At 41.3% G+C, this 20476-nt stretch carries 20 protein-coding genes; 10 read left to right on the forward strand and 10 right to left on the reverse strand.

Annotation, left to right across the window (positions count from 1 at the left end; all coding sequences use genetic code 11):
* Nucleotides 1-81 precede the first annotated feature (81 nt).
* The 3 genes from J4N22_RS08550 to J4N22_RS08560 all read left to right on the forward strand — a co-directional run bounded on the left by J4N22_RS08550 (nt 82) and on the right by J4N22_RS08560 (nt 2674).
* Nucleotides 82-972 (forward strand): BON domain-containing protein, encoded by an 891-nt coding sequence (locus tag J4N22_RS08550; RefSeq protein ID WP_207493507.1) that lies wholly within the window; start codon nt 82-84, stop codon nt 970-972.
* 194 nt (nt 973-1166) lie between these two features.
* A complete protein-coding gene (locus tag J4N22_RS08555) occupies nt 1167-1910 on the forward strand; it encodes a nucleotidyltransferase (protein WP_207493508.1) in 744 nt (247 codons plus the stop codon).
* A 2-nt stretch (nt 1911-1912) separates the two neighbouring features.
* Entirely contained in the window at nt 1913-2674 is a 762-nt protein-coding gene (locus tag J4N22_RS08560) for a metallophosphoesterase family protein (protein ID WP_207493509.1), read from the forward strand.
* A 145-nt stretch (nt 2675-2819) separates the two neighbouring features.
* Here J4N22_RS08560 and amaB read toward each other — a convergent pair whose 3' ends face one another.
* The 10 genes from amaB to panC all read right to left on the reverse strand — a co-directional run bounded on the left by amaB (nt 2820) and on the right by panC (nt 13297).
* Nucleotides 2820-4343, reverse strand: coding sequence for an L-piperidine-6-carboxylate dehydrogenase (gene amaB / locus J4N22_RS08565; RefSeq protein WP_207493510.1), 1524 nt, complete (start codon nt 4341-4343; stop codon nt 2820-2822).
* Nucleotides 4344-4503: 160 nt separating this feature from the next.
* Complete coding sequence (locus tag J4N22_RS08570; RefSeq protein ID WP_207493511.1) at nt 4504-5205, reverse strand: LytR/AlgR family response regulator transcription factor; 702 nt, start codon at nt 5203-5205, stop codon at nt 4504-4506.
* Nucleotides 5202-6248 carry a sensor histidine kinase gene (locus tag J4N22_RS08575; RefSeq protein ID WP_207493512.1) on the reverse strand — a complete coding sequence of 349 codons (1047 nt, stop codon included), beginning with the start codon at nt 6246-6248 and terminating at the stop codon, nt 5202-5204. Before J4N22_RS08575 ends, J4N22_RS08570 begins: the two co-directional genes overlap by 4 nt.
* 154 nt (nt 6249-6402) lie before the next feature.
* On the reverse strand, nt 6403-7218 hold the full coding sequence (gene panB, locus J4N22_RS08580; RefSeq protein ID WP_207493513.1) for a 3-methyl-2-oxobutanoate hydroxymethyltransferase: 816 nt from the start codon (nt 7216-7218) through the stop codon (nt 6403-6405).
* A 183-nt stretch (nt 7219-7401) separates the two neighbouring features.
* Nucleotides 7402-8310 (reverse strand): Ppx/GppA phosphatase family protein, encoded by a 909-nt coding sequence (locus J4N22_RS08585; protein WP_207493514.1) that lies wholly within the window; start codon nt 8308-8310, stop codon nt 7402-7404.
* Nucleotides 8291-10369: a polyphosphate kinase 1 gene (gene ppk1 / locus J4N22_RS08590; protein WP_207493515.1), complete on the reverse strand. Its 2079-nt coding sequence runs from the start codon at nt 10367-10369 to the stop codon at nt 8291-8293. The genes J4N22_RS08585 and ppk1 overlap by 20 nt, the downstream gene beginning before the upstream one ends.
* Nucleotides 10370-10557: 188 nt before the next feature.
* Nucleotides 10558-11052 carry a D-glycero-beta-D-manno-heptose 1-phosphate adenylyltransferase gene (rfaE2, locus tag J4N22_RS08595; RefSeq protein WP_207493516.1) on the reverse strand — a complete coding sequence of 165 codons (495 nt, stop codon included), beginning with the start codon at nt 11050-11052 and terminating at the stop codon, nt 10558-10560.
* The gene (locus tag J4N22_RS08600) at nt 11024-12055 is read right to left on the reverse strand and encodes a lysylphosphatidylglycerol synthase transmembrane domain-containing protein (RefSeq protein WP_207493517.1); all 1032 of its coding nucleotides are present in this window, start codon (nt 12053-12055) and stop codon (nt 11024-11026) included. Before J4N22_RS08600 ends, rfaE2 begins: the two co-directional genes overlap by 29 nt.
* Before the next feature lie 16 nt (nt 12056-12071).
* Entirely contained in the window at nt 12072-12416 is a 345-nt protein-coding gene (gene panD, locus J4N22_RS08605; RefSeq protein WP_207493518.1) for an aspartate 1-decarboxylase, read from the reverse strand.
* A gap of 32 nt (nt 12417-12448) precedes the next feature.
* Nucleotides 12449-13297, reverse strand: a complete 849-nt coding sequence (panC, locus tag J4N22_RS08610) for a pantoate--beta-alanine ligase (RefSeq protein WP_207493519.1) — start codon at nt 13295-13297, stop codon at nt 12449-12451.
* 111 nt (nt 13298-13408) lie between these two features.
* Between panC and J4N22_RS08615 the strand changes: the two genes are divergently transcribed.
* The 7 genes from J4N22_RS08615 to J4N22_RS08645 all read left to right on the forward strand — a co-directional run bounded on the left by J4N22_RS08615 (nt 13409) and on the right by J4N22_RS08645 (nt 20416).
* Nucleotides 13409-14227 (forward strand): glycogen/starch synthase, encoded by an 819-nt coding sequence (locus tag J4N22_RS08615; RefSeq protein WP_207493520.1) that lies wholly within the window; start codon nt 13409-13411, stop codon nt 14225-14227.
* Between the two features lie 31 nt (nt 14228-14258).
* Nucleotides 14259-15722 carry a DUF4270 family protein gene (locus tag J4N22_RS08620; protein ID WP_207493521.1) on the forward strand — a complete coding sequence of 488 codons (1464 nt, stop codon included), beginning with the start codon at nt 14259-14261 and terminating at the stop codon, nt 15720-15722.
* Between the two features lie 61 nt (nt 15723-15783).
* Nucleotides 15784-17034: a methionine adenosyltransferase gene (gene metK / locus J4N22_RS08625; RefSeq protein WP_207493522.1), complete on the forward strand. Its 1251-nt coding sequence runs from the start codon at nt 15784-15786 to the stop codon at nt 17032-17034.
* Nucleotides 17035-17108: 74 nt separating this feature from the next.
* The gene (locus J4N22_RS08630; RefSeq protein WP_242692099.1) at nt 17109-17675 is read left to right on the forward strand and encodes an NUDIX domain-containing protein; all 567 of its coding nucleotides are present in this window, start codon (nt 17109-17111) and stop codon (nt 17673-17675) included.
* 50 nt (nt 17676-17725) lie between these two features.
* Nucleotides 17726-18493: a 23S rRNA (guanosine(2251)-2'-O)-methyltransferase RlmB gene (gene rlmB / locus J4N22_RS08635; protein ID WP_207493523.1), complete on the forward strand. Its 768-nt coding sequence runs from the start codon at nt 17726-17728 to the stop codon at nt 18491-18493.
* A 66-nt stretch (nt 18494-18559) separates the two neighbouring features.
* Nucleotides 18560-19408 carry a hydroxymethylglutaryl-CoA lyase gene (locus J4N22_RS08640; RefSeq protein ID WP_207493524.1) on the forward strand — a complete coding sequence of 283 codons (849 nt, stop codon included), beginning with the start codon at nt 18560-18562 and terminating at the stop codon, nt 19406-19408.
* Nucleotides 19409-19423: 15 nt separating this feature from the next.
* Nucleotides 19424-20416, forward strand: a complete 993-nt coding sequence (locus J4N22_RS08645) for a GSCFA domain-containing protein (RefSeq protein ID WP_207493525.1) — start codon at nt 19424-19426, stop codon at nt 20414-20416.
* The last annotated feature ends 60 nt before the right edge of the window (nt 20417-20476 follow it).

Raw genomic sequence — 20476 nt, forward strand, 5'->3', positions numbered from 1 at the left:
GATGAAAATTGATTGTAACAGGCACAATTTTTTTCCCATTTACACCGCACTAATTATTAACTAAACAAAAAAACGTTTGTTATGGCCAATTACAACAGGGACTGGGATGAAAGCCGCAGAGGCATGCACCAGCCATGGAATGACAATAGGTACGATGAGCGCCGGATGGATGATTACCACCAGGGAAACCGGCGGAACGATCAGCGGGATGATAATTATGACAGGCGGGAACTTCGTGGACTAAACGATGACCAGGAGAAGAATTGGGGCAGAAGAAGAGATGACTTTAGCGATAACTGGGGAAGCAAGAACAGCCGCCGCTCCAGTGATGATAACTACTATAACAGGAACATGTATGGCGGCGAAAACCACAGGACCGGCCGCGGCAGCATGACTGGTCGTGACTTTGGCTATGACCCTTACGAAAGTAACAGGGGTTATGGACGGGGCAGTTCCTCTTACCGGGATTATGAACATGATAGCCGGAGCCGCTACAATGACCGCGACTGGTGGGATAAAACAAGAGACGAAGTATCATCGTGGTTTGGTGATGAGGACGCAGCCCGCCGTCGCCGCATGGATGAAATCCAGGATAATCATCGTGGACGTGGGCCTAAAGGATATATACGCAGCGATGAAAGAATAACTGATGATGTGAATGACCGGCTAATGGAAGATCCGCATTTAGATGCTTCTGATATAGAAATTAAAGTAGAGAATGGTGATGTGGTGATGACCGGTATGGTTAGATCACGTTATGAAAAACGCCATGCAGAAGATATAGTGGAGTCTGTATCGGGTGTAAAGAATGTAGAGAACAGGCTGCGGGTAGGAAGTAGCAACAGCTACAATAGTGGTAGTGGAAGTATGATGAATAACCAACGTTCAGGCGATAGTAATTTTGGAGCAAGTGGAGCCTCACCGGTTGGAGCATTTGATACAAGCAAACCTGATGATCCAGGTACATTGTAGGGAGGTCTAGCTGTTTCTACATACTGGTATAAAAGCGCCTAATAACAAGGCGCTTTTGTTGTTTTTGCATCTTCTGTTCACCAGTTGAAAAGCAAAATGCTTTGGCACGTTCTTTTTTCTGGTCTTTTACTTGTTTCATTTTCAGATGGTTCATAGAAAGAGGCAGGTTTTACTTTAACAGGAAATACGACAACATGATAATTACGGACGAACAAAAAAAGGAAGCGCACGCTTTTTACAAAGAAGCACTGACTATACTTAATGAATGCGATGCACGCTATATGCTGGGAGGCGGATTTGCAATGTTTCACTACACTGGAATTTACCGCGATACCAAAGACCTTGATATATTTTGCAAGCCAGCTGACTATCCAAAATTTTTAAAACATTTTGCCGATAAAGGTTATAAAACAGAATTGACTGATGTTCGTTGGCTGGCCAAGGTTTTTAAAGGTGACCATTTTGTTGACCTGATATTTGACACGGTGAATAATATATGCCGGGTAGACGATACATGGCTGGAACGAGCACCTGCTGCTAATTTATTTGATGTAGATGTGAAGATACTTCCGCCGGAAGAACTGGTATGGTGTAAGATATATGTGCAAAACAGGGAAAGATTTGATGGAGCTGATGTTAACCACATCCTTTTGAAGTATGGTAAGAACCTTGATTGGAACCACCTGCTTTTCCGCCTTGACCAGCACTGGCATTTACTGCTTGCCCAGTTATTGATTTTCCAATTCGTTTACCCGGCTGATTTTCACGAGATCATTCCAAGATGGTTGTTTGATGAACTGATGCGCCGTGCACATGAGCAGTACGATCTGCCATCGCCGGTAGAGCGTGTATGCCGTGGACCTATTATAGACCAGACACAGTATATGGTGGACATTAAAGAATGGGATTATAAAGTAACTACAATAAAAACGGTTTAATTATGGCTGATCATAAAGTACGAATAGCTGCTGTTGCTGATATACATGTGAGGGAAAATGACAAAGGGAAATGGGTTGATTATTTCAAGGAAGTATCCAGCAAAGCAGACGTCCTGCTGATATGCGGAGACCTTACCGATACAGGTGATGAAGCAGAAGCCCAGGTGCTGAGTGAAGAATTAAAATCCTGCTCTATACCTGTAGTGGGTGTATTGGGTAACCATGATTATGAAAAAGGCAGGCATAAGCTGATAAGGCAGATCGTGCAAAGCCATAATGTGCATATTCTAAATGGTGAAGCTATCGTGATAAAAGGAGTTGGTTTTGCTGGTGTAAAAGGCTTTGGTGGCGGCTTTGATAATTATATGCTTTCGATGTTTGGTGAAGGTGCTATGAAAGCATTTGTGCAAGAGGCAGTGGAAGAGGCACTTCATCTTGACCGTGCTTTGGCTCGACTGGATTCAGATCATCCTGATATCACTAAAATTGTAGTAATGCATTATTCTCCTATCAAAGCAACACTCGTCGGTGAGCCTGAACCTATCTACCCGTTTCTTGGTTGTTCAAGACTTGCAGAACCATTGGGCCGCCGGAATGTTGCTGCTGCATTTCATGGGCATGCACATGTAGGTACATTGGAAGGTGAAACAGCAGGCGGTATAAAAGTGTATAATGTAGCCAAACCCATTTTATTGAAAGCCGGTTACCAGGTGCCGTATTATATGTTCGAAGTTGACTTATCACCCGAAGAAGTAGAAGCGTAGGCTGGATGCTGGATGATGGATACTTGATAAAAAATCAGAGAATTAAGTATAAGCATCTGGGGATAAAAACCAGGAACCAGAAACTAGGAACTAAAATAAAAGCAGCAGGCATTTACCAGCTGCTTCACTATTTATAGGCTTCTTATTATAGGTCAAACTTTATTCCTTGAGCAAGTGGAAGTTTGTTTGAGTAATTGATGGTATTGGTCTGGCGTCGCATATAAATCCTCCATGCATCACTGCCGCTTTCTCTTCCGCCACCAGTTTCTTTTTCGCCACCGAATGCTCCACCGATCTCTGCGCCACTTGTTCCAATGTTTACGTTTGCAATGCCGCAATCACTTCCTTCAGATGATAAAAACTTCTCTGCCTCGCGTAGGTTCAAGGTCATGATAGATGATGATAATCCTTGTGGTACGCCATTCTGTATAGCAATGGCTTCATCAAGATCTTTGTATTTCATCAGGTAAAGTATAGGAGCAAAAGTTTCATGCTGTACCACCTGCATCTCTTTATTTGCTTCCGCTATACATGGCTTTACATAACAGCCACTTTCAAAACCTGCACCTTCCAGTACACCACCTTCTACCACAAAATTTCCACCTTGCGCTTTGCAATCTTCAATAGTTTTCAGGTAGGCATTTACTGCATCCTTATCTATCAAAGGACCCACATGATTATTCTCATTCAGAGGATCACCAATACGTAGTTGTTTGTACGCATTTACCAACTTTTGTTTAAAGCTATCGTACACGCTTTCGTGGATGATAAGCCTGCGGGTAGAGGTGCAACGCTGGCCAGCAGTACCTACCGCACCAAACACACAACCAACAAGCGCCATTTCCAAATCAGCATCCTGGCTTATGATGATGGCATTGTTACCTCCTAGTTCTAATAAGGATCGACCTAATCTGGCACCAACCGCTGCTCCTACAGCTTTGCCCATGCGGGTAGAACCTGTTGCAGATACCAACGGAATACGACCATCATTTGCCAGCCATTCACCTACTTCACGTCCTCCTTGTACCATACAGCTTACACCTTCCGGTACATTATTTCTTTCAAAAACTTCTGCAATTATCTTTTGACATGCAATGCCGCATAAAGGTGTTTTTTCACTTGGCTTCCACACGCACACATCACCGCAAACCCACGCCAGCATAGTATTCCAGCTCCACACAGCAACAGGGAAGTTGAAGGCGCTGATGATACCTACTACACCGAGTGGATGCCATTGTTCGTACATCCTGTGGCCAGGACGTTCGCTGTGCATGGTAAGGCCGTGTAATTGCCGCGAAAGTCCTACTGCAAAATCGCAGATGTCTATCATCTCCTGCACTTCGCCATAACCTTCCTGCAGGCTCTTTCCCATCTCATAGCTTACCAGTTTTCCAAGAGGCTCTTTGTATTGGCGTAATGCTTCACCTATCTGGCGTACCACTTCACCGCGCTTTGGACTTGGCCACATCCGCCATTCTACAAATGCTTGTTGTGCTTTGGTAAGTACTACATCATATGTTGACCTATCGGTAGCTGTTACGGCTGCTATTTCTTTCCCGTCTACAGGGGAAAAGGAGGTTATGTTTTCGCCGTTGCTATCCAACCAGATCAATCCTGTAGAAACACCGCGGTTGGTAGCTGAAATTTTTAAAGTTGACAAGAAATCCATTCGTTAGGTTTTGCCGGCAAAGGTAAGGGAGGAGGAGGAGGTTAAGTCAATAGTGAATAGACAATAGTCATTAGGCCAAACTCCGAGGTGAGAATTGAGCATCTGGAGATAGTAAAGCAGTAGACTAGACGAGCTTGAAAAGCTTTAATACAAGTTGGGTTTATGGTTCTAAACCTTTGCTTTTTAGCAGTTGCTGATATACCTCGCCATAACTACTGCCCACAGGTATCTCTTTGCCTGAGACCCGCAACTTGTTTTTGCCAAAGCTTTCTATTTTACTTACAGGGATAATATAAGATCGATGCAGTCGAACAAACTCTTGTGCCGGTAGTTTCTCCTGTAAGCTTTTTAAAGTCATCAGTGTTAGCACCGAGCGTGGCTTTATGTGTATCCTTATATAATCATCTAAGCCTTCTATCAGTTCTATATCTTTCAGGTTGATCTTCATTAGCTGGTAATCCACCTTTACAAATATGGAAGCCATCTGCAATTCCTGGCTGCTTAGGAATTCAAGGTATTCTTTCGCTTTATAAGATGCTTTCAGAAACCGGTCGAACTCGAAAGGCTTAAGTAAATAATCTACTGCGTCTACATTAAATCCTTCTACTGCATATTCACTGAATGCTGTGGTGAAAACTACCTGTGGCTTTTTTGATAATGATCTATAAAATTGAATGCCGTTTACATCCGGCATTTGGATGTCTAAAAACAGTAGGTCTATATCATGCTCCTGCAGGTATTGGTGCGCATCATCAGGATTGGTGAATGTTTTTTCTAAAGAAAGAAATGGAATGCGCGAAGCAAATTCATTTATCAATTGCAGTGCTAATGGTTCATCATCTATGGCTATACAACGAATCATTTCTGAAGGATTAGGTGAACGTAGTATTTGTTGTTTTCTGTCCTGATAGATAATTGGTGAAGGCCAGGATAAAGTAGTTCTAACCTGCGCCTTGTATTTTTTAAACCAATTCCGGAATTTTCCAATTTGCTGGTTTCAGCAGATACAATATCATTCTCTATTTTAAAATCAATTTCTTTTTCATTGGCAGAAATAGATAAAAAAATGGAAGATCTTTCTTTCGTGCTAATGCCGTATTTAAAAGCATTTTCTACAAAAGGAACCAGGATAAGCGGTGCTATCAATTTATTTTCAACTGCAGTTTCTACATTAAATGTTGTTGTTGTTTTATCCGTTAGTCTTACCCTTTGCAGGTCTATAAAATCATTTAGAAACTTGATCTCGTTTTCAAGCGGCACCCAATCATTTTTTGTTTCATGCAATACATAACGCATAATGGATGAAAGCTTCAGTACAGTTCCTGCGGTTGCATCACTTTTTACTACTGCCAGCGAATAAATATTATTTAGCGTATTAAAAAGGAAATGCGGGTTGATCTGAGTTCTTAAAAAAGACAATTCTGTTTCTACCTTATCTTTCTCTACTTCTCTTTTTCTTTTTTCAGCCTGTAGCCATTGTTGCATCACTTTCATACAGGTACTAATGGTGAGCACTAAAAAGAAAACTGCTGTAGAACCATTGAAGATACTGATGCCTCCCGGGCGTCTTCTTCTAGCAAATTTTTCTTTTACTTCCTGCGGAAGATTAGCACGTAATGCATCGTCGAATAAACGAGGAAGTTGGATGAAAACAATAAAACAACCAAGTATGATAAGTAAATACCAAAGCCACTTTCGTTTGAACAGTAATCTTGGAATTAGTACTTCAGTATTGGTATAAAAGAAAGCGATCAGGTAAGCATTCAACGTAATGAGCATCCAGATGTATGGCTCGATGTAGTAGTGCAGGTTAGGATCGCGAAAGCGTGGTGAAAACACAAAAGGCAACAATAACAAACAACTCCATGCTGCTATGTGAATGATTATAACGAGGTATCGCTTCAAATTTGCTTATTGTGGTTCAAAGCTATGGCAGGAGCAAATTGCATTGAAAGTTTCTGGATGTTACTGTTGTTTAATCGGTAAAGACAATCAAGTGACCAGCCATTTTTCAGCGTGTAATTCTCTTTACCATCTAAACAATTTCAGTTCTTCGAAATCAATACTGCTCCTGTTCATTTGGGAAGTCAAGGCTTTTTACATCTTTTATATACTGCTGAACAGCCGTGGTTACCTGCTCTGCCATGTTCAGGTATTTACGCAGAAAGCGAGGTTTGAATTCAGTATTAATGCCTAACATGTCGTGCATAACCAGTACCTGTCCATCGCAGTGCATGCCGGCACCAATGCCTATTGTAGGAACATCCAGCGATTCACTTACTTCTTTTGCAAGTGCTGCCGGAATTTTTTCCAGCACAATGGCAAAGCAGCCAACATCCTGCAGTAGTTGAGCATCGGAGCGCAGTTTATTTGCTTCCAGTTCTTCTTTTGCTCTTACGCTGTAGGTGCCAAATTTATAAATAGATTGAGGCGTCAGTCCCAGGTGACCCATCACAGGAATACCTGCACTTACAATGCGCTTGATGCTTTCTACTACTTCCTCGCCACCTTCCAGTTTTATAGCGTGCGCCCCTGTTTCTTTCATGATGCGTATAGCAGATGCAAGGGCTATTTCGCTATTTGACTGGTACGATCCAAATGGAAGATCAACCACAACCAGGCACCTGTTAATTCCGCGGATAACTGACGAGGCATGGTAGATCATTTGATCAAGCGTGATAGGGAGCGTGGTTTCATGACCTGCCATCACATTACTGGCGCTATCGCCCACCAGTATTACATCTATGCCTGACTGATCAAATAATTTAGCGAAAGAAAAGTCGTAAGCTGTGATCATGGAGATCTTTTCGCCTTTGTTCTTTAATTTTTGTAAAGTATTGGTTGTTACTTTTTTTATTTCAGAATGAACAGACATGACTGGGTTGTTTCTGGTTGATGGTTTTGCTGCACAAAGACACAGCTAATTTTCAAAGCTGCAAACTTATCTCTTTTATCTGTACTGCCTAAAACGGCTGAATGAAAGGAGGGAGGCTTTAAGTTCGTTTCTGCATCCAGAAGAATGATGTGCACAGGGAATAAAATTGAATTGTATTAGTAGTTATTCCCTTACTTCTTGCAGCTGCTTTTTCTTTTTTACCTCATCGTAAAGGTGCTGAACCAAGCCATCGGCCAAACCAATTTTAGGAACATAAATCTCATCAGCATCTGCCCAACGCAAGGCATTTACATATATCTGCAATGCAGGAACGATCACATCAGCGCGGTCTTCACGTAGTTTGTAAAGCCTGATACGATCTTCCAGCGAAACACTTGAAAGTTCTTTATGATAATCCCGAAGCAGGTCTAGCGTAAGCGGCTTGCCGTCTTTCTTTTTACTCAGAGAAAATACCTTGTTTATATTTCCACCTGTTCCTATAGCTGCTATTTTCTTAAAGCCTTTGGTGTTGGATTTCAGGAACTCCTTCATATTATTCCATGTTTCATCTCCCACCTGGTTCTTCAATAACCTGATGGTTCCAATGTTGAAGGATTTTTTAAAGACTAGGTTGCCATCAGCAAAAAAAGTCAGCTCCGTACTTCCTCCACCTACGTCTATATACAAATAGCTATGGTCGGTGTCCAGGTACTCAGCTATATGATTTTCGTAAATGATGGATGCTTCAAAATCGCCGGAGATCACTTCTATTTGTATACCTGTTTCCTGCTGTACCTTCCTGATGATCTCCTGGCTGTTGGAAGCATCGCGCATTGCACTGGTAGCGCAGGCAAGCAGGTGTTGCACTTCGTACACGTTCAGAAGATGGCGGTAGGCATGCATGGTCTGCATGATCATATTGAACCTATGATCTGTTATTAAACCTTTTTCAAATACATCAAAACCCAATCGCAGGGGCACACGTACAAGGTTCAGTTTATTGAATTCAACTTTATTACCTGTGGTTTCTGTTACCTCAGTAATTAATAACCTGGCTGCATTACTTCCAATGTCAATGGCTGCTATTTTCACTTTGCAAATGCGATTTTTTGTTCAGGTAATTAAATGTCTCAATCTGCGATCTTACCTTTTTCCCTTGTGTAGGTACATACAGGTTCGACAGTTGGTCATCCAATAATCTTGCCTTTACATTATCCTGCAGTTGAATATTAATGATGTCGATGATCTCTTGTTTGATAGCCTCATCCATTACAGGTGCTGCAGCTTCTATTCGGTGATCGAGGTTGCGCACCATCCAATCAGCTGATGATATGTAAACTTTTTCATTCCCGTCGTTCAAAAAGATCATCACACGCGCATGCTCCAGGTATTCATCCACAATACTTATGGGCACTACGTTTTGCTTCATTTTTTTGGAGTGCATCATGATGCAGAATATGCTGCGTATGATCAGTTTTATCTGCACACCTGCATGCGCTGCTTCGTATAGTTTCAGTATCAAAGGCTCATCGCTCAGCGAGTTCAACTTCAGGGTTATGGCTGCTGGCTTATTGGCTTTTGCATTTCTTATCTCTTTGTTGATGAGCGCATTGATCTCTTTCCGCATCAGGTTGGGACAAACCAGGAGTGTTTTACAAAGCTTCAAAGATGCCACTCCTCTGCGTGGATTTTCAAACACTCGGAATATGCGGTTGATGTCGGCCATGATATGCCTGTTGCTGGTAAGCAGGCAATGATCGCCATAAACCCTTGCTGTTTGTTCGTTCAGGTTGCCGGTGCTTACAAAGCCATACTGGATCACCCTGTTTTCCAGCCTTTTCTTAATGATGCAAAGTTTCGCATGCACTTTCATATTGGGTAATCCCATCAGCACTTTCACACCTTCATCTTCCATCTTTACCTTCCACTCCAGGTTAGCTTCTTCATCAAATCGTGCTCTTAGTTCCAGCATTACCGTTACATCTTTTCCATTGCGGGCAGCATTGATAAGTGCATTTACCACTTTGGATGATTTGGCCAAACGATAGGCTGTTATTTTGATATTCGTCACTTGCGGATCTATCGCAGCCTCTCTTAAAAGATCTATGATTGCATTGAATGAATGATACGGAAAATGCAGCATTACATCCTCCTTTAAGATTACATCTGTAACACGGTTGTAGTTCTTCAACGAAGGGTGGGGGAAAGGCTGCCGCCTGGTGCTCTTTTGTTCAAACACATCTGGAAAATCCATGAAGTGGCGGTAGTTGTGTATGCGCCCGCCCGGTATGATATTGTCGCGGCTCGAAAGGTTGAGCTTGCGGATAAGGAATTCCAAAAGACCGGCATCCATTTCTTTGTCGTAAACAAAACGAACTGGCTTACCTCTTCTTCGGTTCTTTAAACCCTTTTCTATTTTTTGTATGAAGGAAGTGGAAATGTCATTGTCTATGTCTATCTCTGCATCTTTGGTTACATTGAACACATGTGATGTGAAGCTATCATAGCCAAAGTAGGAGAACACGTCAGGAAGATTGAAACGGATAACATCTTCCAACAGGATGATATTGTGTTCACCGGGTTTGCTTGGTAGCAAGATAAAACGACCTACCGCATTTGCCGGTACTTCTATAATCGCGTATTTCTGGTCGTAGGCTGTTTGTTGCTTTCGCATTACCACTCCCAGGTAAATAGATTTTTCTCTTAGGTAAGGAAAAACAGGAATGCTTTCAATAAGCAGCGGTATCACATTAGCACGTACCTCTTCTTCAAAAAACTTTTTTACAAAAACCTGCTGTTCTTTATTCAGCTGTTGTTCGGTTACAAGATGTATTTTTTGTTGTTGCAGTTCCTTTAAGATTTCATTCCAAATTCTCGCAAATTCATTTTGTTGTTGAAGTACTATCAGTTGGATGTCCTGGAGAATTTGTTGTGGGTTCTCCTCCAGGTGCATGTTGTTTTTGCCAATAACCGTCATCCGCCGCAGGGTTGCCACACGCACCCTGAAAAACTCGTCAAGGTTGTTGGAGAATATGCCAAGAAAACGAATACGTTCTTTTAATGGAACGGATGGGTCATTTGCTTCCTGTAATACTCTTGCATTGAAACCGAGCCAGCTGATATCTCTTGGAATTAATTTCTTTTTGTGCATATCCGGTACATGAGGTTCCAAATATACAGGTTAGCACAAGGATACCCGCCAGCGGGGAAAGTGGTTAATAATTAAGTAATTAACTACCCGTGCAAGCGGAGCATTTGACAGCAATTAATAAAAAAGAAGTTGAATTACGGAGAAAGAAGAAGTAGCGCTAGAGTTAAGCCTTTTACTGATAGGTGATGCTATCCCAGCTTTCTGATCTTGTCAATAATCCCTGTTGTAGAAAAACCTTGAACGATAGGATTGATAACAACCCGACCACCATTAGCTATAACTTCTTTTGCACCAACAATGGTCTCTATGGTGTAATCGCCCCCCTTTACCAATACATCAGGCATGATGGCATTGATAACATTTGCCGGAGTATCTTCTTCAAAAATTACAACGGCATCTACAATGTGCAGGCTTGCCATTAGCAGTGCGCGGCTGCGTTCGTTGTTCACAGGTCGTTCAGGACCTTTGAGCCTACGGGTACTTGCATCACTATTGATCGCCACAACCAGTAAGTCTGCTTCCGCAGCTGCTTCGCTTAAGGAAGCAATATGACCTTCGTGAAGAATATCGAAACAGCCGTTGGTAAATGAAATGGTTTTGCCTTCCTTTTTCCATTCAGCAACAGCATTGAGTAACTGCGGTAGGGAGTAAATCTTAGCTGGAATGAGTTGTGGCTGGCGCATGCATTTTCTTCTTTTTATTGAAATAGGGAAGTAGTCCAAGAGAGATAAAACCTAACACAAGAACGATGATGAACTGGGCAAACCATTGAAGTGTACCGTTTGCAAAACCCAGTGCGAAGGATACACCGTTCAGCTTTAGGATATTGGCAAGAAACAAAGCATAAGCGCCTATTCCACCAGGAGTGATGATCATTCCTACACTTGCAAAAGCTAAAGCGGATAATCCTACTTCTAGTCCCAAACCTGATGTACCTACGGTGGCATAAAAGCCTACCCACGTACCCATCAGGTACAAGCCCCAGATGCCTATGCTCGAAACGATGAACCAGCCTTTTTGCTTCACATCTTTTACGCTGGTTATACCATGCCATATGCCCAAAAACAACTTATGTATTAAAAAGATAAAACGTATGTGTCTAAACTTTTTGAACAAAACATAAGTGGCTACCAGTAGCCCAAGTAAAATGGAAACAACAACAATCAATCTAGTATACGAAATCTCACCGCTTTTACCTTTTACAATGCTTTGTAGAATATCATAACCATAATCGCCAATAACGTCATACTGGAAAGCGAAAGCAAGAATGAAAACCAGCATGAGCGTTACCATATCGAAAGCGCGTTCAGCTACTATGGTTCCTACCAATTTTTCTGCAGGTACTTTTTCATATTTAGCAAGGATGGTACATTTCAAAATTTCTCCTAAGCGTGGAATGGCAAGATTTGCAAGGTAGCCAATCATTACAGCAAAGAAAGTATTTGCCAGCGTTGGATTGTAACCCATAGGCTGCATGAGCATTTTCCAACGTATGGCGCGTAAAAGATGACTAATCGCAAGAATAATAAAGACGGGAATAATGAGCCAATAGCGTGCAGTTGAAAAAGCAGCTTTGAAATTATCCCATTCTTCGGCGGGTATTTGCTGCAGGCTCCACCATACCAGGAATATGCCCAATCCAAGGAAGGCCATATACTTTAGTATGTTGATTATTCTTCTTTTCATGTGCAGCAATGGCTTCTTAAAGCAGGTTACCTTCCTTAGGAAAAACTACAGAAGGTTTATATTTTTTTGCAGCTTCAAAATCCATTACTGCGTATGAGATGATAACAATTACATCACCCGTCATTCCTTTTCGTGCCGCCGGACCATTAAGACATACCACACCACTTCCTCTCTTGCCTTTTATCAAGTAAGTTTCCAGTCGCTCGCCATTGTTCACATTCACCACCTGTATCTTTTCATGCTCTATCATGTTGGCAGCATCCATCAGATCTTCATCTAATGTAAGACTACCTACATAATTCAGGTTCGCTTCAGTAATGGTAGCGCGATGAATTTTTGATTTTAAAATTTGAATTTGCATAACGGGCGCAAATGTAAGGGGAACGGGTGAAGTTATTCTGATACCATTATATTGTCTATTAAGCGAACGTTGCCTATGAATGCTGCCACCAGTGCTACCAATTTATCTTGCTGACCTGGCATTGCAGGTTGTAAAGTATCAGAATCGGCAATAGCAACATAATCCACTTTATCAAAACCATTAGAAAGCAGCATATCACTTGCTTCTTTTTCCAATTCTTGCAGATCCCTGGATTTATAGTTTTCTTTTATATAAAGTAAAGCTTTATGTATGGCAGTTGCCTGTTGTTTTTCTGTTTCAGAAAGCCTGAGGTTGCGGCTACTCATTGCCAGCCCCGTTGTTTCGCGGAATGTATCGCCTGTTACCAATGTCACTTGGTGATTGATGAGCTGTAACAATCTTTTGATCACCATACATTGCTGGTAATCTTTTATACCTAAAAACAGAACATCAGGTACTACTATATCTAATAGCCTGTGCACCACCTGCGCTACACCTTGAAAGTGACCGGGTCTGAATTTACCTTCCAGTAAATTTTCCAGCTCACCAAGATCATAATGCATAGTGGCCTGCATACCACCGGGATAAATCTCTTTTACTGAAGGAAGAAAAACAATATCAGCACCACTTTTCTCTAATAATTGAATGTCGTTATCTGTGGTTACCGGGTATTTTTCAAAATCCTTGGGATCGTTGAACTGGGTAGGATTAACAAAGATGCTTACCACGGTAATGTTTGCCTGTTGTTTACTTAATGCAACAAGCGATAGATGACCCGGGTGCAGTGCACCCATTGTAGGAACAAATCCAATAGTCTTTCCAGCTGATCGAAGCGATGCAATATGTTGAGAGAGATTGTTAATGTCGGTGAAAACAAGCATTAGTTAAGGGGTTATCAGGTTCGTAAGCCTTGAGCACAGCCGATTTAGAATAATATTTCTTACTTTTGCCAACTCTTTTTTTAAGGAGTAACACGTAAACCAATCGGATTAATGTCAACAAAGAAAAGAATTTTATTCATTGCCAACGAGATGTCGCCTTATTTAGAGCTGACAGAATTTGCTGAGATAGTTAATAAGCTTGCTATTAAAAGCAACGACTCTGGTTTGGAAGTGAGATGTATCATGCCTCGATTTGGTACTATCAATGAAAGACGTCACAGGTTGCACGAGGTGGTACGGTTGTCTGGTATAAATGTAAGTGTAGATAATGATGATTATCCATTACAAATTAAAGTGGCGTCTCTGCCTAATGCCCGGCTACAGGTTTATTTTCTAGATAATGAAGATTTCTTCAAAAGAAAATTCGTTTTTAATGATGAAAATGAGCAGTGGTATGATGACAACGATCTAAGAACGATCTTCTTTTGTAAAGGCGCTCTTGAGACAGTTAAGAAATTTGGCTGGCCTCCTGACATTATTCATTGCAGTGGTTGGATGACTGGATTAATTCCTATGTATCTGAAAACTATTTACAAGAAAGAACCAGTTTTTGCACATAGTAAAGTGATCTACACACTCGGCAGTACCACGTTTGAAGATAAGCTGAGTGATGATTTTCATAAGAAGGCGATCATTCATAATTCACTTAAAGAAAAAGATGTAGAAGTATTTAAAGATGCTAACAATATTGCACTTCAGCGTGGTGGAGCATCTTATGCTGATGCAATTACTTTTGGTGGTGATTCTATAGATAAAAAACTAGTGGATGAGTTCACCAAAGTGAAAGGAAAGAAGGTGCTTCCTTTCAAAGGCTGGGACAGTGATTTAACAGAGTATTTAGAATTGTATAACGACCTTGCCTCGAAGTAACTTCCCTTTCAAATCAATGTTTTCCAACAGGATGCGTAATCTTTTATTAATAGCTTTTGCTATTATCTCCATAAGTGTTGCATGTACAAAAATATCAACTACTGAAATAGGTAATGGCCTTATTCCACCGGTTGATAATGTAAACACCTTCGACACCACATTAGAAGTTTTTACCAACACTTTTGAAAACCAAGTTTTACCGCCTGTTTATAAAACAGATGATCATGTTATTGGTGTTTTAAACGATCCAATTTTTGGTAAAACTGTAGCATCTGCTTTTTTTGAATTTAAGCCTACTATTTATCCATACGCTTTTCCTATTAATCCAATTTATCGTGTGGCAGACTCTGCTGTATTGGTTTTAAACTTTAGAGGAAGCTATGGCGATACATCTGTTGGTGCACCTAACCAGGAGTGGGAAGTACGTGAACTGGCCGAACTTGGAAAAGGAGATTCTGTCTACAAGACCAATGCAAATCCTGCAGTTGGAGCCTTGTTGAATAGCGGCAATACAACCATCAATGTTCGCAAGTTTCGCGACTCTGTTATCAATAAGTTTGAAAGTACTGTCAACCAGGTGAGGATCAAACTGAGCCATGATGTTGCATTGCGTTTCATTAAAAATTACGACTCTACCAATGCTTACAGAAGCGACTCTGCTTTCAGGGAAGCATTCAAAGGATTTGCTATTGTACCAAGAGCAAACAGTGGTGGCAATACATTGGCACGTGTGAACCTGATGGATATGGATAGCAAGCTTGCGTTGTATTTCCATAAAGACTCAGCTAATGTGAAGTCGGATACGTCTGTGAACTTCTTCCGCATAAACCCATATCTTGATCAAAGTTCTTTCACTGCTAATAGGATAGCCCGCGACTTTAGCGGAAGTGAGATAGCTGGTGCATTGAACACCACCACCAATGAAGCTAAAGTGTATGCACTTACGGCTCCAGGCACTTATATCAATGTTACCATTCCTGGACTTCGTACGCTTAGCAACCGCATTATTCATCGTGCAGAGTTATTAGCTTACCAGGAAGATGCCGATAACGATCCTTTGGCTGAAATACTTACTCCTCCACGTTACCTTTTGCTGGCTCGTTACGATAATGATTTCAAAGGAATGGCTAGTGTGCCAAATGATTACGAAATCACTTCTACTGGGCCAAACATTGAGAACTTTGGTGGCTTCCAGTTCTACCAGAACATTCCAGGGTTCAATAAAAAATCAGCTGTCTATACTTTCAACCTGAGCCGTTATGTTCAAGGTATAGTTTCAAGAAAAGATAGCAGCTATGCGCTTCGTATTTACGCACCATCTAATGACTCTATAAAGTTCAATCTTCCTTATCCTAACCAAGGAGTATTTGCTACCTACCAGATTGCCCCTTCTAACAGCAATCGTATGGCAGAAGGTAGAGTACGATTAGCAGGAGGAGCTCATCCCAATGAAAGAGTTAGAATGCGCGTTCGCATAATTTATTCTCGCTTGTAAGCGTTATTGGTGTTCACCATATATTTGCGCAACTTTTAAAAAAATACCATCAACTGTTTTTATGCCTTATTTATTTACATCAGAAAGTGTTTCTGAAGGACATCCTGATAAAGTAGCTGACCAGATCAGTGATGCATTGATAGATAATTTTCTTGCTTTTGATCCTCAAAGTAAAGTAGCGTGCGAAACACTTGTAACAACAGGACAGGTTGTATTAGCCGGAGAAGTGAAGAGTAAAGCTTACCTCGATGTCCAGGAAATTGCTCGTGGTGTTATCCGTAAAATAGGATATACCAAGAGTGAATATATGTTTGAGGCAAACAGCTGTGGTGTATTTTCTGCTATTCACGAACAATCATCTGACATTAACCAGGGTGTAGACAGGCAGGTAAAAGAAGAGCAAGGTGCCGGCGACCAGGGAATGATGTTTGGCTATGCAACAAATGAAACTGAAGATTATATGCCACTGGCACTTGATCTTTCTCATAAACTTCTGATTGAACTGGCAGCTTTGCGCAGGGAGAACAAGCAGATCAAATATCTGCGTCCTGATGCAAAGAGCCAGGTTACTTTAGAATACAATGATGACAATAAGCCAGTTCGTATCGATGCGATCGTTGTTTCTACACAGCACGATGATTTTGATACAGAGCCTAAGATGTTAGAAAAGATAAAGGCTGACATCATCAACATTTTGATACCAAGAGTGAAGAGCAAGTACAAGAAGTACGCAAAGCTTTTCAACAACGATATTAAATACCACATCAACCCAACTGGTAAATTCGTAATTGGTGGACCACATGGTGATACCGGACTTACAGGTCGTAAGATCATTGTAGATACTTACGGTGGTAAAGGTGCGCATGGTGGTGGAGCATTCAGCGGAAAAGATCCGAGCAAGGTTGATAGAAGTGCTGCTTATGCAACACGTCATATAGCTAAAAACCTGGTGGCTGCAGGCGTTTGCGATGAAGTACTTGTGCAGGTTTCTTACGCTATTGGTGTAGCACAACCTACAAGCATTTATGTAAATACTTACGGCACAGCTAAGGTGGACATGACCGATAGCGAAATCGCTAAAGTGGTAGAAGGTGTTTTTGATATGCGTCCTTACTTCATTGAGCAACGCCTGAAACTAAGAAGCCCTATCTACAGCGAAACTGCTGCTTATGGTCACATGGGAAGGCAGCCTGAAGTGAAAGTGAAAGAATTTGTGATGCCTAATGGAAAAGTAAAGCAAGTGAAAGTGGAACTGTTTACATGGGAAAAACTTGACTATGTAAATAAGGTGCGTAAAGCATTTGGTGTTTAAGCCGTTTCAATTAATATAATATAGAACCTCCTGAAAGGGAGGTTTTTTTGTAAATCATATTTTCAATTTCTGTCATGATAGATGAAAATTACAACCCCTGGAAGATAGTTTCTGAGAAGCAGGTATACGATAACAAATGGATCCGGCTTACCGAGTACGATGTAATAAATCCTTCGGGAAATGCGGGTATTTATGGTAAAGTTCATTTTAAAAACAAAGCCATTGGTATACTGCCGTTGGATGAAGATTGGAATACTTACCTGGTAGGGCAATATCGATTTACAATTGATGCATATAGCTGGGAAATTCCGGAAGGTGGGGGAGCTTTGGATGTGGATCCTATTGAGTCAGCTAAACGAGAATTGAAGGAAGAGACAGGCTTGGTAGCGGGTGAATGGACTGAGCTCGGTCAATTATATTTATCAAATTCAGTTAGCGATGAACTGGCCATCCTGTTCCTGGCACGCAACCTTACACAAGAGGAAGCTATGCCTGAAGAAACCGAACAATTAGTGGTGAAGAAACTTCCGTTTGAAGAAGCCTACCAGATGGTGGAAGATGGATTGATAACTGATGCAATGGCGGTAGCAGCAATACAAAAGGTAAAACTTCTCATGCTACAGGGAAAGATCAGCCGCTAATTGATTGTTGTTGCGCAGCATATAGATTTTAATACCGTTATTTTTGCACCATGAATTTTCGTCACCAGAATAATCGCCAGCGTCCAAAGAAAAATCTTTTGATAGTTGGAAAAGACAAGGTTATAGATGCTCTGAAAACAGGCAAATACCTTGATCGAATTTATCTTTCTTCCACTGTACACGGACCGGAGATAGATGAAATAAGAGCACTTGCTTCCGATAAGCAAGTGCCTATAAATAAAGTTCCGGTAGAAAAACTGAACAGTTTCAATGTCAGCAATCACGGCAACTGCATTGCTGTTATCTCAAAAATAAAATACCAGGACCTCCAGGAGGTGATCTCTTTTGTAGTAGATAATGGGGAAACGCCATTGTTTCTGATGTTGGATGGTATAACTGATGTGCGCAATATTGGCGCAATAGCACGAACTGCATTTTGCTGTGGTGTACAGGCTATCATCATTCCAGAAAAAGGTGTGGGTGCACTGAACGATGATGCTATAGCCACATCAGCAGGAGCACTTGAACAAATTGCCATCTGCCGTGTGAACAGCCTTATGAAAGCTGTAGACGAGCTGCACCTGAACGGCATTAAAGTATATGCAAGCGAAATGAAAGCTTCTACCAATGTTTTTGATTTACCTCTATCTGAGCCCGCAGCTATAGTAATGGGCAGCGAGGACAAAGGAATTTATCCTGCTTTGATGAAGATTTGCGATGAGCAATTTAAGATCCCAATGAAAGGAGATTTTGAATCATTGAATGTATCAGTTGCTGCAGGAATGATCTTGTATGAAGCCATGAAACAAAGAATGTAATTGGTGCCAATTCCAGCGAATTGCTTTATAAGTTTAATTCCTGAACTCCTTCTGAAAGTTTGAAACATGCTGCAAATAATAGAATGTCCACGCGATGCTATGCAGGGGTGGCCAAAGCCGATATCTACAGAAGATAAAATATATTACCTCAACACGCTATTGCAGGTTGGCTTCCATACGCTTGATTGCGGAAGTTTTGTTTCGCCAAAGGCTATACCCCAAATGGCGGATACAGCCGAGGTTTTACCAAAACTTCAACTTCATAATTCCAGAACAAAACTTTTGGTTATAGTAGCCAACAAACGTGGAGCTGAACAGGCGGTTCAATTTGATGAGGTGAGTTTTATTGGTTATCCATTTTCCATTTCTCCTACTTTTCAATTGCGAAATACCAATAGCAATATAGAAGAAAGTGTGCAACGCGTAGACGAGATACAGGAGCTATGCACCAGGCACAACAAGCAATTGGTAATTTACCTGAGCATGGGTTTTGGAAATCCTTACGGTGATGAATATAATGAAGGCGTGCTACTGAATTGGGCGGAGGAGATGGTGAAAAAAGATGTGCGTGTGCTATCACTTTCAGATACTGTGGGCGTGGCTACACCGTCTCAAATAACAACTGCGTTAAAATCTTTATTGCCTGCTTACCCGGGTACTGAAATTGGTGTACACCTTCATAGCACCTCATCCACCTTAGAAGCTAAACTGCAAGCGGCTCTTGATGCAGGCTGCACTCGTTTTGATGGTGCATTGAAAGGAATAGGAGGATGTCCCATGGCAAAAGATGAATTGGTTGGTAACATGAAGACGGAGACCATCGTAGAATACTGCAGGACTAAAGGTTATAAAATTGACCTGGAAGAAGAGGCATTGCACAAGAGTCTTCAGCTTGCTGCAGAAATTTTTGTGTAACTAAAGCTTTATGTTATGAAAATGATGCTGGATATAGACATCAAGTCACCAGGACGAAAGATCAATTACAGTGACAAGCTGATGTTGGTAGGTTCTTGTTTCACTGAACAGATAGGTAAGAAGCTGGAAGATGTTAAGTTTTGCATGAAGCAAAATCCAAGCGGAATTCTTTTTGACCCGGTAAGCGTTACGACGAACCTGGTAAATTATATTGAGAACAAGCCATATAACAAGGATGACCTGTTTTACTTAAATGAGCTTTGGCAAAGCTGGAACCATCATTCTATTTTTTCAGGAATGGATGCAGCTGAAGTATTGATGAATATCAACCAGGCTCAGCAGCAAGCACATGAGTTTCTAAAAGATGCTGATTGGCTCATCATCACATTAGGTTCTGCTTTTTCTTACAGGCTTTCTGAATCTGGTGTACCGGTTGCCAATTGCCATCGTGCTCCGGCGCAGTACTTCGGCAAGCATTTATTAACTATAGAAGAGATAGTGACAGCATTGGACAATTGTATGCACCGGCTGTTTCATTTCAACAATAAGCTACAGATCATATTTACCATCAGTCCTGTGCGTCATATACGCGATGGGGTGGTAGAAAACAACCGGAGCAAGGCGCGGCTGATAGAGGCGGTGCATCACATGGTTAATAAATTCGATCGGCTGCATTATTTTCCTGCTTATGAACTGGTGATTGATGTTTTAAGAGACTACAGGTTCTATGATGTTGATCTTGTGCATCCAAATTATCCAGCAACAGAGTTCGTGTTTCAAAAGTTTATAGCTAGTTATATTGATGAGGATTCGCAGGCAATGATGGAGGAAATAAAAAAGATCGTGACAGCATATAAGCATAAACCCTTTCAGCCTGGTACTGAGGCACACCAGAATTTCTTGCGTAGCTTTTTAGAAAAGGCGAAACAGTTTCAACTGAAATACCCGCATATTAATCTTGAAGAAGAGATACATTATTTTTCTCGCCGTAAAGCGGTTGTGGAGTAGAGTCTACTACATTCTTTGTAAAAGTAAAAACAGCCTGAACCGGCTGTTTTTGTTTTAAAA

Source organism: Aridibaculum aurantiacum (assembly GCF_017355875.1).
GTDB classification, from domain to species: Bacteria; Bacteroidota; Bacteroidia; order Chitinophagales; family Chitinophagaceae; genus Segetibacter; species Segetibacter aurantiacus.